This window comes from Rhodococcus sp. SG20037 (assembly GCF_031763325.1).
GTDB lineage: Bacteria > Actinomycetota > Actinomycetes > Mycobacteriales > Mycobacteriaceae > Rhodococcus_F > Rhodococcus_F qingshengii.
On sequence record NZ_CP134497.1, the window covers coordinates 4,582,107 to 4,596,864 of the forward strand.

Sequence of the window (14,758 nt, forward strand, 5' to 3'; positions counted from 1 at the left end):
AAAGAGAACAATGTCCCTACCAGGACATTTGCAGCAAATTGACCAAAGGAGCAGTGCGGAGAGCCAGTGATTTCAGTGATCACTGGCAAGGCGACGGGCCGCGAATTGCCTGAAGTACTCCACTTTCGATTCCGGGACCACGATCGGAAGTATCAGATTCCACGATGCCTTCATGGAGTCCGAAAGCTCACGAACGGTCCCGGTCGCGGCTGCCATCAGCCGAACTCCCGACGCAACTTCCAACAGGAAACGAGCAATGTCAGCAGAATCCGCGTCCGAACGCAGATCACCTTCGTCGGCGGCACGGCTGGCAAGTTCACGGTAAATGTCGAGCCACACGTCCAGAGTCGCCGGCCCGGAGCCCCGGTAGTCCCCGATCTCGACCAACAAGCGGAACGTCGCTCTAACCATGGCGTCATGCGCACCGATGTCGACGATGACCGACGAAATACCGATCAGTGACTCGAGTGCGGGAGTTCGACGGTCCAACCAGAGCTCACATTTTGCGTCGAAACGTGCCGAACCCTCGTCTATCACCGCCCGCGCGAGTTCTTCCTTGGACCCGAAATGGAAGTACAGGGCGCCTTTCGTCACCTGCGACTCGGCGATGATCTCGCTCAAGCTGGCATTGGCATAGCCCAGGCGCAAGAACACACCCGCTGCTCCGCGCAGCACCGAATCACGGGTGGCTTCTGCCCGCTCTTGCCTCACCATCGATCCGGCCTCCAATCACCACACATCGAACGAATTCTTGGTCTTACCCGTTCACAGCGTCAAAATGGATGGCACGGTTCGGCATTCAACCCACCCTGCAAACAAATGAGACATTTGCCCATCAAACGATCGTGATACAGCGAACACAGCTTAGACCGCGATCCATCTCTGCGCGGCAGGCGCGCCTGGTTAACCCTCCAATTGTGGATCGGCTTCCAGATTCGTCAGCCCATTCCAACACAAATTCACGAGGTGAGCGGCGACAACTTCCTTCGACGGAGTCCGTTCGTCGAGCCACCAAGTAGCCGTAGTAGACACCATGCCGACAAGCGCCTGTGCGTACATCGTTGCTAGTCCGGGGTCGAAACCGCGTCTGGAGAAGTCCCCCGCCAACAGGTAGCCCACCTGACTGATCGCGTCGTTGAGGAGGCTCGAATATGTCCCACTGGGCGCGACAACGGACGAATCGCGCACGAGTATCCGAAATCCGTCGGTGTGCTCTTCCACGTAGGTGAGCAAAGCCAACGCAACCCGCTCGACTCGAACTCTCGAGCGATTTTGTGAGAGCGAAGACGTGATCATCTCGAGGAGTCGCGACATCTCCCGGTCCACTACGACGGCGTACAGCCCCTCCTTGCCGCCGAAGTGCTCGTACACGACAGGCTTGGACACGTTCGCGCGCTGGGCGATCTCCTCGATCGAGGTCGCTTCGTATCCCCGTTCGGCGAACAATGCCCGCCCGATCTCGATCAGCTGTTGCCGACGTTGGGTACCGGTCATCCGGATCCGTGTCACTCGTTCGGGAACTGGATCCCCGCCACCCGAACCGGACACCGTCGCCATTGTCTTCCTCTCGCCGACACACAAATTACTGCTGTGGACGCTCAGCCTATCGGGACTTCAGGGGCCCGATCGGAGGAGCGGTTCGACCTACGGCGGGTCGGCATGCGATTATTCTTTCGCGCGTTCGGCCGCAAGGCTCGGCAATGCGTGGCAATCCGCCGTGGTGTAATGGCAGCACCTCTGATTTTGGTTCAGATAGTTCAGGTTCGAGTCCTGGCGGCGGAGCTGGTGAACAACATGCTTTCCCGAGCGGAATGTATGTCTTGATCGACAGTTTGATCGACAGTTTGATCGACAGAGGGAGCTCAAACCAGTGCAGACCGCCGTGATCGTTCTCGCAGCGGGTGCCGGTACACGAATGAAGTCGAAGACTCCCAAGGTCCTCCACACTCTCGCCGGACGCAGCATGCTGGCACATTCGCTTCACGCGGCAACCTCACTGAATCCCACGCACCTGGTGACCGTCGTCGGTCACGATCGTGAGCGTGTCACCGAAGCCGTGAACGCAGTCGCCGGGGAACTGGACCGTTCCGTCACCGTCGCTGTTCAGGACGAGCAGAAGGGCACCGGGCACGCTGTCAGTTGTGGGCTCGAGGGGTTGCCGGCCGACTTCTCCGGGACCGTACTCGTCACAGCCGCCGACGTGCCTCTGCTCGACGGAAAGACCATCGCAGACCTCCTCGCCCAGCACACGGCTGCTCCCGCGGCCGCGGTGACGGTGTTGACGTCGACGGCCGTCGACCCCACCGGCTACGGGCGAATCCTTCGTACGACGGACGGCGAGGTGAACGCCATAGTCGAGGAGAAGGAAGCCACCGATTCGCAGCGCTCGATCACCGAGGTCAATTCAGGGGTCTACGCCTTCGACTTCGAAACTCTGCGCGACGCGCTGGCGTCCCTCGACTCCAACAACGCACAACACGAGTTCTATCTCACCGATGTGATCATGATCGCCCGTCGCGCGGGCAAGCGTGTTCGTGCTCAGCACATCGCGGATTCGGTTCTCGTCGCGGGCGCCAACGATCGCGTGCAGCTCTCGACGCTCGCCCGCGAGATGAACCGTCGGATCCTCGAGAAGTGGATGCGTGCCGGCGTCACCGTCGTCGATCCTGCGAGCACATGGATAGATTGCGACGTGCACATCGCACAGGACGTGACGCTCCTGCCCGGAGTTCAGTTGACCGGCACGACCTCGGTGGGCGAAGACGCCGTGATCGGCCCGGATACCACCTTGGACAACGTGAGAGTCGGTGAGCGCGCAGTAGTCGTCCGCTCGCACGGGACCGACTCCGTTGTCGGCGCGGACGCGACTGTGGGCCCCTTCGCCTATCTCCGGCCTGGTACCCGCCTCGGGGCACACGGCAAGATCGGCGCCTACGTGGAAACCAAGAACGCGGATATCGGCGAGCATTCGAAGATTCCGCATCTTACCTACGTCGGCGACGCCACCATCGGCCATCACAGCAATATCGGAGCTTCGAGCGTCTTCGTCAATTACGACGGGGTGAACAAGAGCCGTACTGTGGTGGGGTCGCATGTCCGAACAGGCTCCGACACCATGTTCGTCGCCCCTCTCGTCGTGGGAGACGGCGCATACACGGGTGCGGGCACGGTCTTGAAGAACGACGTACCGCCTGGGGCGCTCGCCGTCTCGGGTGGGGTGCAGCGCAACATCGAGGGCTGGGTCCAGAAGAATCGTCCCGGCACACCCGCGGCCGATGCCGCTGCAGCAGCTGCACAACCTGACGGCCCTGCAACAACCTGACAGCCCTGCACAACAGACAGCACAGATCACCACCAGATCGACCGGCAAGTACAAAAGGACGGCATGAACCAGTGACTGCGAATTGGATCGACAACCAGAAGAACCTGATGTTGTTCTCGGGTCGCGCACATCCCGAGTTGGCGGAGCAGGTGGCGAAGGAACTCGACATCCGCGTCACCCCGCAGACCGCGCGCGACTTCGCGAACGGTGAGATCTTCGTTCGATTCGAAGAGTCGGTTCGCGGCTCCGATGCGTTCGTCCTGCAGAGTCATCCGGCACCGCTGAACACGTGGGTGATGGAGCAGCTCATCATGATCGACGCTCTCAAGCGTGGATCGGCAAAGCGCATCACCGCCGTTCTTCCGTTCTACCCGTACGCCCGCCAGGACAAGAAGCATCGCGGACGCGAGCCGATCTCCGCTCGCCTGATTGCCGACCTGCTCAAGACCGCCGGCGCCGATCGCATCATCACGGTCGACCTGCATACCGATCAGATCCAGGGCTTTTTCGACGGCCCCGTCGATCACATGCACGCACACAGCCAGTTGGCCAACCACATTCGCGCGGGCTACAACCTCGAGAACATCACGGTGGTGTCCCCCGACTCGGGGCGCGTTCGTGTCGCCGAGAAGTGGGCCGACTCGCTCGGCGGAGCACCGCTGGCATTCATTCACAAGACGCGCGACCCGTTGGTACCCAACCAGGTCAAGTCCAACCGCGTCGTCGGTGAGGTCGAAGGTCGCACCTGCATCCTGATCGACGACATGATCGACACCGGCGGAACCATCGCCGGCGCGGTCAAGGTGCTCAAGGAGGCCGGTGCAGGTGACGTCGTCATCGCTGCAACCCACGGCGTCCTCTCCGACCCTGCGGCCGAGCGTCTGTCGACGTGTGGCGCGAAGGAAGTTGTTGTCACCAACACACTTCCGATCGACGAGTCGAAGAAGTTCCCGACGCTGACGGTGCTGTCCATCGCACCGCTGCTCGCTCGCACCATCAAGGAAGTTTTCGAGAACGGTTCTGTGACTTCGCTGTTCAACGGCAGCGCCTAGTCTCGCGCCGCACTACGGGCGCGTACCTGTGACTTCACGGTCACTGGTACGCGCCCGTCGTCGTCTTCGTGAACCCCTCAGAAACAGACCACCCGGTCATCATGAAACCACCTGTGGGACACACGAATACCACCGAATGCGACGATTGACATGATCTTGATCACGCTCCCGTCGAGAAACCCAGGTCGATGTTGGGGCGGTGTTCACCGCGCCGCAATCTTCGCCTAGTGTGGCTCGTCGTGATCGACGCGCAAACCCTGGAATCCCGGCCCGAATCTCATTCCCTGAATTCATCAGTTCCGACGATCCGGCGGTGGCGCCCAGGATCTTGTGTCTGGTGCGGAGACGACAACTCCGTGGACATGTTCCGCAACGAACCCCGCTGCGGAAAATGCCGTGAAAACGAAGGCATCATCGACGACGCCAAGCGCTTCCTCGGCATGTACGGTCTGCGCCCGCTCGGCGGCACGCTGCAGTCCGACGACGACGAAGAGCGCGAGTACCGCGTCAACGCACGCGAGGCCCGCCGAGTCCTGAACGAGATCCGTATGGACGTCCTTCCTGATGCGGCCGCTGTTCGCAAGGCAATTCGGCCCCGCGCCGCAACGGTTGTCGCCGACACGTCACCCGCACGCGCTTCCCGCCCCGCCAGCACGGGCACAGCGACGCGTGTTGCCGCTCCGGTCAAGACCGACACCGTGGACATCGACACGCTCCAGACGCGCGTCCTAGGGCTTCTCGATCAGCTCGGTTCGATCGACGAGCAGATCAAGGTCGCCGAACTCGCACAAGGGTTGCCGGCTCGCGCACGACTGAGCGATCTGAACAAGCAGAAGGCCACGGTTCTTCGCACGCTGGCCGCTCTCGAGAAGGCCCGCATCGCCGCCTCCAACTAATTCTCCTCGCGTCCGTCCCACGGCCCCGTCTCACTTGCGAGACGGGGCCGTTCTGTATGAGCAGGTACCTTTACGAATCGTGAATGACATCACCATCACTTTCGTCGTGCTTGCACTGGTCGTGGCGCTGTTCGTGATCGGCCGAATCCCGGTCGGCATCATCGCGATCGGCACTGCCCTGGCGCTGTACGCCACCGGTGTGATCACGATGGAGCAGGCGCTCGCCGGATTCGGCGATCCCACGGTGGTGTTCATCGCCGCGCTTTTTGTCGTCAGCGAAGCCCTCGACGCCACCGGTGTCACCACGTGGGCGGGCGAGAAACTGCTGGCTAAAGTCGGCGAATCCCGAGTCCGTCTCGTGAGTGCGATCATGTTGCTGGTTGCCGCGTTGACCGCATTGATCAGCGTCAACGGGGCCGTAGCCGCGTTGGTACCGATGGTGGTCGTCTTGGCGGTACGTCTCGGTAAATCGACGTCACAACTGCTTCTGCCGTTGGCATTTGCCGCCCATGCCGGATCGATGCTCACCTTGACCGGAACACCGGTCAACATCATCGTTTCCGAAGCCGCCGAGGAATTCGGGGCCGGTGCTTTCGGGTTCTTCAGTTTCACCTTGGTCGGTGCGCCGCTCGTATTGGGAACGATTGCGATCGCCGTACTTCTCGGTCCTCACGTCCTCCCCCATCGTGCTGGGACGTCGATGTCGCCTGACCTGAGCCGGCATGCCAAGACCCTCGCGAAGCAGTATCAGCTCATGGGAAAGGATGCGCCGTCCGCAGAGCCCTTGATCACCAAGCACGACGGCGTGGTCGAAGTGATCATCCCGCCGCGCTCGGAAATGATCGGCGACAGGGCTTTTCCGGGCATGGTGACCGACAGTGGAGATCTGGTGATACTCGCAGTCCAGCGCGCCGGTGAGGACTGCGGCCCCAAGGGCGTCAAGTTGGCGGCCGGTGACACGCTTCTCCTGCAAGGAAGCTGGGACGATCTCGACACCCACACCGCCGTCGATCCGAACGTCCTCGTGGTCGACGCACCTGCCCAGATCCGTAAGCAGGCAGCCCCGTTGGGAACCCGCGCGGTCATCGCTCTCGTCGTCGTCGCGGCGATGGTAGTGATGCTGACGTTCGGATTGGTGCCGTCCGCGATAGCCGGACTCCTCGCGGCATGTGCGATGGTGCTGCTACGAGTCATCAGCGTCGAGCAGGCGCATCGGTCCATCTCGTGGACCACGTTGATTCTCGTCGGCGGAATGATCCCGCTGTCGACCGCAATCCAGCAGACCGGCGCGGCCGAAAAGCTCGCGCATGCGTTTGTCGACGTCGTCGGTGGGGCAAGCCCGTATGTCGTCGTCGCCGGACTCTTCGTCGTGACGGCGACTCTGGGCCAGCTGATCAGCAACACTGCAACCGCGTTGATCATCACGCCGATCGCGATCTCGGTCGCCATCGAACTCGACATCTCGGTGCTGCCCCTTCTGATGACGGTCACCGTCGCTGCCGCGGCCTCCTTCCTGACGCCTCTAGCCACTCCCGCGAACATGATGGTGATGGGCCCTGGTGGTTACAAGTTCGGCGACTACTGGAAGCTCGGACTCCCGATGTTGTTGTGGTTCCTGATAGTTGCAACGGTGTTGATCCCAGTGATCTGGAGTTTCTGATGTGCTCACCGAAGGTCTTGTCGGAGGTCTACGAATCGATCGGACGCGAGGGCAGGAAGATCAGCCGTCGATCGATGTTCGCGGCGCTGGGCACCGGTGCCCTCGGCGCGACCGTCATGGCCGGCGCTGTACAGCCCACTGCGTCGGCGACGCCAACAGGTCAGACCATCGTCGATCTGACCCACGTACTGACGCCGGAGTTCCCGGTGTGGCCGGGCGCGCGCTCGTTCGAGATGAGGAACCTGGCGAAGATCGCCGACGCCGGCGGGTCTCTGGGCTCGCTCGGCTCCGCCGGCTCAGGTGGAAACTTCTACCTCAACGAACTCCGCCTCGAAGAACACACTGGTACTCACATCGACGCTCCCGCACACGCCAGTGCGGACGGAATCACCGTCGAGAAGATTCCCGTCGCCGACCTCGTCGTGCCGATTGCGGTCGTCGACATCAGTGCCCGAGCCTCCGTCGACCCCGACACACTGCTCACCCGCCAGGACATCCTCGATTGGGAGTCCCTCCACGGGACCATCGCTCCCCGCAGCCTGGTTGCGATGAACTCGGGTTGGGATACCCGGGCCGGTGCCGGTGGCGCCTTCACGAATCGAGATGCACTCGGCGTGCAACACACACCGGGATTCAACCCCGAGGCGATCGACTTTCTCGTCCGCGAGCGCAACATCGTCGCCGTGGGCTCGGACACCCTCAGCATCGACGCGGGCCGAAGCACCACCCACGGGGCTCACCGAAGCGCTTTGGGCTCAGGAAAGTACGCAGTCGAAGCCCTCGCAAATCTGTCCGCACTTCCGGCCGTCGGCGCCACGGTGATGGTGGGAGCGCCGACGCATGCGGGTGGTTCGGGTGGTCCGTGCCGGGTCATCGCCTGGTACTGAAGATCAGGGCGTAGGCGTCACCCGCAGCACCTTGTCGCCGGCGCCGTTGTCGGTGGTCACCAGGAGCGAGCCGTCGGGCGTCGGGGTCACCGACCGCAAGCGACCGAACTGGTTCTCCAACCCGAAGGTCTGCGCGTCGACCGAGCGTCCGTCGGCACTCAGGCGGAGGAAGATCAGTTCCTTGCTCTTGAGGCCACCCATTACGAGCGCACCGTCCCAGGCACCCCATGCAGCTCCACCGGTGAAGGCAGCGCTGGCGGTAGCCAACGTCGAGCTACCCGAACGCCACACCGCCGCAATCGCTCCCGGCACTCGCACGGGATCGGTCATCGGCACGGATTCGTCGTACGTTCCGGGAAGCCGATCCGGGCGGTAGCCGTAATTTCCGCCGGGGGTAAGCAGGTTGACTTCGTCGTCGACGCTTGTGCCCTGTTCAACCGAGTACACCCGGCCGGTTCCGGGTTGCACGGCCAAGCCTTGGACGTTGCGGTGCCCGAGCGTGTAGACCGGGCTGGAAGCATTCGGATTCCCCGCCGCCGGAGTTCCGTCGGCGTTGATGTGCAAGACCTTGCCGCCCAGCGAATTCGGATCCTGGGGGACGCTCGGCGTCGCGGTGTCACCCGTCCCGACGAACAGCGTTCCGTCCTGCGCCGCAAGAATTCGGCAACCCCCGTGACGCCCGGACGAGACCGGGATTCCTGGCAATACAGTTCCGGTTCGCGTGAGTGCGGTCCATCCGGCGTCGACGGTCCACGCGATCACTCGAACGTCCGTGACTCCCCCAGCACTGAATCCTTGGCAGGTGTACAGGGTGCGCGACTGAGCGAAGTCGTGAGCAAGCGCGATGCCCATGAGCCCGGTTTCGGACTGCGCGTAGAGATCCGAAAGGTCAGCAGCGACTGGACCTGTCGTGTTGTCGCCTCGGCGAACGAAGAATCCGCCGGATCGTTGTCCGGTCAGGATTGCACCGTCCGGGGCCGCCACCACGTCCCAGGGGTGGTCGAGTCCGTCGACCAGTGTGGTGACCGACAACTGCGGGAGGGTGTCCTCGATGGGTATGTCCGGGTCGTCGCTCCCCAACGATCCGGTGCTTCCGTTGCCGAAACTGCCGGGGTCGAAGGGGAATGGTTGAGCCACGCTCTGCGTTACCGGCATCACCAGTACTGCAGTCAGGGCCACGGTCAATGCGGCGAGCTTCGGATGACGCACGCGTTCTCCTCGGGTCGGAAACCGTTCTGCGCCTCACTATAAACAGACAAATCGGTCTGCGCTGCCGGAACTGAGCGCACAGAAGTCGTTCCCAGACGCGGAAACCCGCGTTTCGAGTCGATTAGAGAACGCTCACGCCCGCTGCGCGCACAACAGCGCAAAGCGCTGATCCTGATCCGTCCACACCTTCCGCACCCCGAAGCCCGCGGACGCGAGTTCCGCGGCAATCCCCTCCTCGGTGAACTTCGCCGAGATCTCGGTGCGCAGCTGCTCGCCCGCTGCGAAGGTGATCTCCAGATCCAGGTCGTCGATATGCACCGAGACTTCACGAAGTGCTTCCAGGCGCATCTCGATCCACTCGTTATCGGCATCCCAGAGCGCGACGTGACGGAAGTCCTCCAAGGGAAAGTTCGCTCCCAGTTGCTTGTTCAGGACCGAGAGAACATTGAGATTGAACTGAGCAGTCACACCGGCAGCGTCGTCGTAGGCGGGCACGAGGACTGCGGGATCGATCACCAATCCCACGCCCAGGATCAGGTTCTCACCGGGATCGAGCACCGCTGCAATGCCCGAGAGGAACTCGGCGCGTTCTGCCGGAACGAGATTGCCGAGAGTTCCACCGAGAAACGCGACCGCCCGCCGTCCACCACCTGGCAGATGATGCAGCGAACCGGTGAAGTCACTGACCACTCCGACCACATCGATGCCGGGGAATTCGGCACCGACCTGCCGCGCCGCGCCTTCCAGTGCTGTCACCGAAACATCTTGCGGTACATACGTTCGCAGAGTTCCACGAGCAGTCATTGCATCGAGCAGCAACCGCGTCTTCTCCGAGGAACCGGAACCCAGTTCGATCAGGATCTCAGGATCGGTGAATGCAGCGATCTCGTCGGCGTACCGAGCGAGCAGGCCGCGTTCGGTACGGGTGGGGTAATACTCGGGTAAGGCCGTGATCTCCTCGAACAGTTCACTTCCACGCGCGTCGTAGAACCATTTGGGCGAGAGCCACTTCGGCGTAGCGGTCAAGCCCTCCCTGGCCTCGGCTCGCAATGCGTCGACCGATTCGGCCGGTGTCAGATAAACCTCGAGCGTAGGGGTTTTCATTGTTCTCCCATCGGTATCGGGGTGATGATCAAATGGCCGGGACGCGCGCAGACGATGTGCCGGTCCGGCACCTGCTCCCAGTCCGGTGAACGATCGGACGGTTCGGAAACCATCAGTGCCCGCGACTCGTCGACCCGCGTGTACAACGTGTGGCCCCACGCCGTGGCCCACAGTTCCTGCCCGTCGCCGAACAGGAGGTTCAATCGTGAATCCGGTGCCGCCGCAGCCACATCGTGAACCAGGCTCGTCACGGCGGCTTCCGCGGGCTTCGACTTCAACCGATGCCGAAGCACTGTCCACAACAAGGCAGCATCCGTCGGCGCGGGCATCTTCAGCAATTCGACGGCCGGAACTTCTGCTGCCAAGTCGGCGAGTGAGCCAGGCCAACCGGATACCGCTCCGTTGTGGCTGAAAGCGTAGGTTCCGTCGACGAACGGTGCGCAGGCACCGATCTCGACGGCCATCCCCTCCGTCGCGGAACGTACGGCGGCGAGAACGGATCCGGAAATGATGTGGGACAACGTCTCGTCGACTGTCGGGTCCGACCAGATCGGCGAGATACTGCGGTACCGTCCCTGCCTTCCACCGTTCCACCACACCGCGCCGAATCCGTCGGCATTGATGGTCCCGCCGCCACGCATCTCGCGAGGTGCCCACGACTGTCGCATCAGTGAGTTCTCGCCGTCGTGGAGGAGTTCACGAACCGAACGCGGCGGCCCGAGATACCCGAGGTGCCGACACATGTCAGGATCTACCCGAAATCGTTCTGGCGCAGCGAAAACCCGAGAAGATCTGGCGCCTGATCGGATGGTCCCAGTTGCGGAACGTCCCCCGGCAGGCAACGCTGTCGGTCCCGAACGATCCCCCTCGCAACACTTTGTAGTCGCCGCCGAAGAACACCTCCGAGTACTCCCGGTAGGGGAAGGCCCGGAAACCCGGATACGGATGGAAACCCGAAGACGTCCACTCCCACACGTCGCCGATCAACTGCTCGACACCCGCTGCCGACGCACCCGCCGGGTACGAGCCGACGCCGGCGGGACCGAGATGGCGCTGACCGAGATTGGCATGATTCTCGTCTGCGGACACGTCCCCCCACGGGAATCGTCGCGATCTTCCGGATTCCGGATCCCACCGCGCGGCCTTTTCCCATTCCGCCTCGGTGGGAAGCCGTTTGCCTGCCCAACTCGCGTAGGCCTCGGCTTCGTAGAAGCTCACATGCACGACGGGCTTGTCCGGTGGGACCGGCGCCTCGACGCCGAAAGTCTCGTGCCACCAACCCGAACTGTCGCGTTCCCAGAACAGCGGTGCACGGAGTTTCGCGTCGACGCGATGCCGCCAACCGTCTCGAGACCACAGTTCCGGTCGGGAATAGCCGCCGTCCTCGATGAATTCGACGAACTGCCCATTGGTGACCGGGAATCTGTCGATCGCGAAGTCGGTGAGATAGACCTGATGCGCAGTGCGCTCGTTGTCGAGTGCCCACGGTTCGTCGTCGGTCCCCATGACGAAGGGGCCGGCGGGGATCGTGACCTCGTCGAGTTCCGGCATGCGGGCCGCTTGCGGAGCGGGAGTCGCAACGAGTGCCGTGGGTCCCGAACGCAATTGGTGTGTTGCGAGCATGGTTTCGGCGTGTTGCTGCTCGTGCTGCGCGATCATCCCGAAGGCAAAACCGTCCATGTCGAGTTCTGTGCGTCCGAAGGTGCTGGCTTCGAGCACATCCCAGACCTTCCCGCGAACCGTACGTACGTATTCGCGTGCCTCGGCCGGGTTGAGCAGGGGAAGTGTGGGTCTCGACGATCTCGAATGCTTGAACGCGTCGTACAGCTCGTCTATGTCGCTACGCACCGGATCGCGGCCACCGACATCTCGCACCAGCCAGAGTTCCTCTTGATTGCCGATATGCGCCAGGTCCCACACGAGTGGACTCATCAACGGAGAATGCTGAGCGACCAATTCGGTATCGTCGACGCAGTCGGTGAGCAGCGTCGACCGTTCACGCGCTCGCAGAAGTACGGCCTCGACCGCTTCCTTGGTGATCTCCCCCGTCATGTGTCGCTCTCACCGGGCACAATTGCGCGACAACACCGTTCGGCTGCGGCATCGAGAAGACGGACAAACTGCGGCTCCGGCGCGTACGACGCGGCAAGCGACATCAGAGAGGTTGCCGCCGAACGCAGTTCGACGTCGTCCAAACCGTACTCTGCCGCATCCCGCCATCTCCCGGCCGTCGACGCTGCGGCATCACTCGCCTCACGCATCACGGCAGGCCCGGACAGTAACGCGTCGATCGCTGCTACCGGTACTCGCCACAGATCTCCCGGCTGCGCATCGATGTAGCGAACCTCCAGATGGCCGACAGCGCGAACCGGCGGGAACAGCGTGGACAGGTGATAGTCCAAGTCCGCCCAGACGGGTCGGCGTCCGATCTCGGCATCCACAGCGCCGTCTATCCAGTCCCCGAAAGTGGCACCCCGCGGAGCCGTCCAATCGTCGCCCTCGTTTCGCACACACATCAGCGGAACATCGAGCGCCCAGCCGGCGTAGTCCTGCACTTCCGGGACTGCGACCGTTCGCCAGGAATCGAGTTCGAGCCACGTCCGCATGCGTTGGGACGCCCAATCCCCTCTCGGAACCCCTTGCAAGCGTGGAGAACACGCAAACGCAGCGATGAGCGCCGGCCCCATGTCCCCGAGGAGCCGCCAACGCTGGGCAATGGACTCCGGGCTGCCGCCGGCATCGACACTGACCTGCACTGCTGCTGTATTGCACATCATCAAGGTGCCATACGGTCCTATCCCGGCGAAGCGGGATTCCATTGCGCAATAACGTGGCAACCGGAGAATCCGGGAAGGTGGGCGGGCGACGTCGGCCGCGGCAGAACTGATTTCGATGGAGTACGACGCGAGGAGTGTTTCGAGAGTACGACGGTCTTCGTCGAGACAGTCACACAGTTCTCGGGCGGACGTCCGCGGCGCTGACGAGAGTTCGATCTGTCCGCCAGGTTCTACGGTGACGAGGCTGCCACGAGGAAGCGGAACCGCTGGTGAATCCGGGTCGATACTGGTGGGTGCGTGTCGCCCGAGTGCCTTTGCCAGAGTCGCTGCTGACGGCCGCTCCCCACCGGGAACCTGGCTGGTCAGCCATTCGAGCTCAGCTCCGACCAAACGGGGTGGCCCCTGTTTGAAGCACACACCACCGACGTAGGCCTCGGCCGCAGGACGTGAATCCACCTGCGTGGTCTGTGCTGCTGTCAACGCTGCTGTCACCATTCGACTTCCCCTTCGGGCGGTCTTCGCGGGCGCTACCGACGATAGAACGCCAACGTCCGAGATGCACCCTTTGTGGTGTTACGTGTCGTTGAATTTCTTCAGTCGTATCCACCGGTACCCACAACCGGCCAGAACCACACCTGCCCCGGAAACAACCGCGATCCACGGAAGTGTGACCACCAGAACGACACAACCAGCCGCGCCGACCGCTTGCAGCCACTTCGGATACATCCGGTCCACACCGCGTTGGCTGTACGCACTCACGTTCGCGACGAAGTAGTAGAGCAGCACTCCGAACGACGAAAAGCCGATCACCCCACGAAGATCGGTTGTCGAGACCAAGGCGATCACAACGGCACCGACCACAAGTTCCGCATGGTGAGGGACCCCGAACCGTGGATGGACTGCAGCGAGGGCCACTGGCAGATCGCGCTCGCGGGCCATCGCCATCGCCGTACGACTCACGCCGGCGATCAGAGCCAGCAGCGCCCCCGCCGACGCCGCCGTGGCACCGATCACCACTACGGGAACGGCCCAACTCCAACCGACTGCGCCCACCGCATCTGCCAGTGGTCGCGCCGAATTCGCCAGCCGATCAGGTCCCAGCGTCACCAACAGCACCACCGCTACCAGCGCATAGAGGATGACGGCGACGGTGAGTGCGATCAGGATCGCCCGCGGAATCGTTCGACGCGGATCACGCACTTCCTCCCCCAGCGTCGCGATCCTGGCGTACCCGGCGAAGGCAAAGAACAGCAGGCCCGCCGATTGCAGAATTCCGTACCACGACCCGAATGCGAGATCCGGGAACTCGCGCACCGCACCAGGACCGACGACGGCAACCACCAGCGCTACACACAGCGCCGTCGTCGACACGGCGACGATCACCCTGGCCATGTGCGCCGTCCGCGTGACTCCGCGGTAGTTGACTGCAACCAGCGCTGCCACCACCAATACCGCGACGGGGACACGCCAGGCCGTAGGCGCAACATACGTCGCGAAAGTCAGAGCCATTGCCGCGCAGCTCGCGGTCTTCCCGATCACGAACGACCAGCCGGCGGCAAACCCCCACCAGGGTCCGAGCTGCTCACGTCCGTAGACGTAGGTCCCGCCTGAAGTGGGGTATCTGGCCGCAAGCTGCGCCGACGACGTCGCGTTGCAGAATGCGATGAACGCTGCAATCGCCAGGCCCACAAGCAACCCGGTACCGGCTACTGCGGCAGCGGGCGCGAACACCACGAAGACTCCGGCGCCGATCATCGCGCCGAGGCCGATCACCACGGCATCGGCCGTGCCCAGTCTTCGCTCCATCGGGACAGCTTCGTTCACAGGTAGTTTGAACCACACCGACATGAA

13 protein-coding genes and 1 tRNA gene are annotated in these 14,758 nt (G+C 62.8%); 6 read left to right on the forward strand and 8 right to left on the reverse strand.

Annotation, left to right across the window (positions count from 1 at the left end; translation table 11 throughout):
- Positions 1–72: 72 nt before the first annotated feature.
- Both RHP72_RS20830 and RHP72_RS20835 read right to left on the reverse strand, forming a co-directional pair.
- Positions 73–714, reverse strand: coding sequence for a ScbR family autoregulator-binding transcription factor (locus RHP72_RS20830; protein WP_003946317.1), 642 nt, complete (start codon positions 712–714; stop codon positions 73–75).
- Positions 715–903: 189 nt separating this feature from the next.
- A complete protein-coding gene (locus tag RHP72_RS20835; protein ID WP_003946303.1) occupies positions 904–1,557 on the reverse strand; it encodes a TetR/AcrR family transcriptional regulator in 654 nt (217 codons plus the stop codon).
- Between the two features lie 154 nt (positions 1,558–1,711).
- Between RHP72_RS20835 and RHP72_RS20840 the strand changes: the two genes are divergently transcribed.
- From RHP72_RS20840 to RHP72_RS20865, 6 genes are all read left to right on the forward strand, one after another.
- Positions 1,712–1,782: transfer RNA gene (locus tag RHP72_RS20840), tRNA-Gln, on the forward strand.
- 88 nt (positions 1,783–1,870) lie between these two features.
- Positions 1,871–3,322 carry a bifunctional UDP-N-acetylglucosamine diphosphorylase/glucosamine-1-phosphate N-acetyltransferase GlmU gene (gene glmU / locus RHP72_RS20845; protein WP_003946310.1) on the forward strand — a complete coding sequence of 484 codons (1,452 nt, stop codon included), beginning with the start codon at positions 1,871–1,873 and terminating at the stop codon, positions 3,320–3,322.
- 71 nt (positions 3,323–3,393) lie between these two features.
- Entirely contained in the window at positions 3,394–4,374 is a 981-nt protein-coding gene (locus tag RHP72_RS20850; protein WP_003946284.1) for a ribose-phosphate diphosphokinase, read from the forward strand.
- Between the two features lie 239 nt (positions 4,375–4,613).
- Positions 4,614–5,270 carry a hypothetical protein gene (locus RHP72_RS20855; RefSeq protein WP_030536285.1) on the forward strand — a complete coding sequence of 219 codons (657 nt, stop codon included), beginning with the start codon at positions 4,614–4,616 and terminating at the stop codon, positions 5,268–5,270.
- 79 nt (positions 5,271–5,349) lie between these two features.
- The gene (locus RHP72_RS20860) at positions 5,350–6,930 is read left to right on the forward strand and encodes an SLC13 family permease (protein WP_311093765.1); all 1,581 of its coding nucleotides are present in this window, start codon (positions 5,350–5,352) and stop codon (positions 6,928–6,930) included.
- Positions 6,930–7,817, forward strand: a complete 888-nt coding sequence (locus tag RHP72_RS20865; protein ID WP_161120213.1) for a cyclase family protein — start codon at positions 6,930–6,932, stop codon at positions 7,815–7,817. Before RHP72_RS20860 ends, RHP72_RS20865 begins: the two co-directional genes overlap by 1 nt.
- 3 nt (positions 7,818–7,820) lie before the next feature.
- Here the strand turns inward: RHP72_RS20865 and RHP72_RS20870 are convergent, their stop codons facing one another.
- From RHP72_RS20870 to RHP72_RS20895, 6 genes are all read right to left on the reverse strand, one after another.
- A complete protein-coding gene (locus RHP72_RS20870) occupies positions 7,821–9,026 on the reverse strand; it encodes a sorbosone dehydrogenase family protein (RefSeq protein ID WP_161120212.1) in 1,206 nt (401 codons plus the stop codon).
- A 132-nt stretch (positions 9,027–9,158) separates the two neighbouring features.
- Complete coding sequence (gene egtD / locus RHP72_RS20875) at positions 9,159–10,130, reverse strand: L-histidine N(alpha)-methyltransferase (protein ID WP_118603573.1); 972 nt, start codon at positions 10,128–10,130, stop codon at positions 9,159–9,161.
- Complete coding sequence (gene egtC, locus RHP72_RS20880) at positions 10,127–10,873, reverse strand: ergothioneine biosynthesis protein EgtC (protein WP_161120211.1); 747 nt, start codon at positions 10,871–10,873, stop codon at positions 10,127–10,129. Before egtC ends, egtD begins: the two co-directional genes overlap by 4 nt.
- Position 10,874: 1 nt before the next feature.
- On the reverse strand, positions 10,875–12,182 hold the full coding sequence (gene egtB / locus RHP72_RS20885; protein WP_003946306.1) for an ergothioneine biosynthesis protein EgtB: 1,308 nt from the start codon (positions 12,180–12,182) through the stop codon (positions 10,875–10,877).
- The gene (egtA, locus tag RHP72_RS20890) at positions 12,179–13,402 is read right to left on the reverse strand and encodes an ergothioneine biosynthesis glutamate--cysteine ligase EgtA (RefSeq protein ID WP_054826087.1); all 1,224 of its coding nucleotides are present in this window, start codon (positions 13,400–13,402) and stop codon (positions 12,179–12,181) included. The genes egtB and egtA overlap by 4 nt, the downstream gene beginning before the upstream one ends.
- A gap of 78 nt (positions 13,403–13,480) precedes the next feature.
- A complete protein-coding gene (locus RHP72_RS20895; protein WP_063316790.1) occupies positions 13,481–14,755 on the reverse strand; it encodes an APC family permease in 1,275 nt (424 codons plus the stop codon).
- Positions 14,756–14,758: the final 3 nt, after the last annotated feature.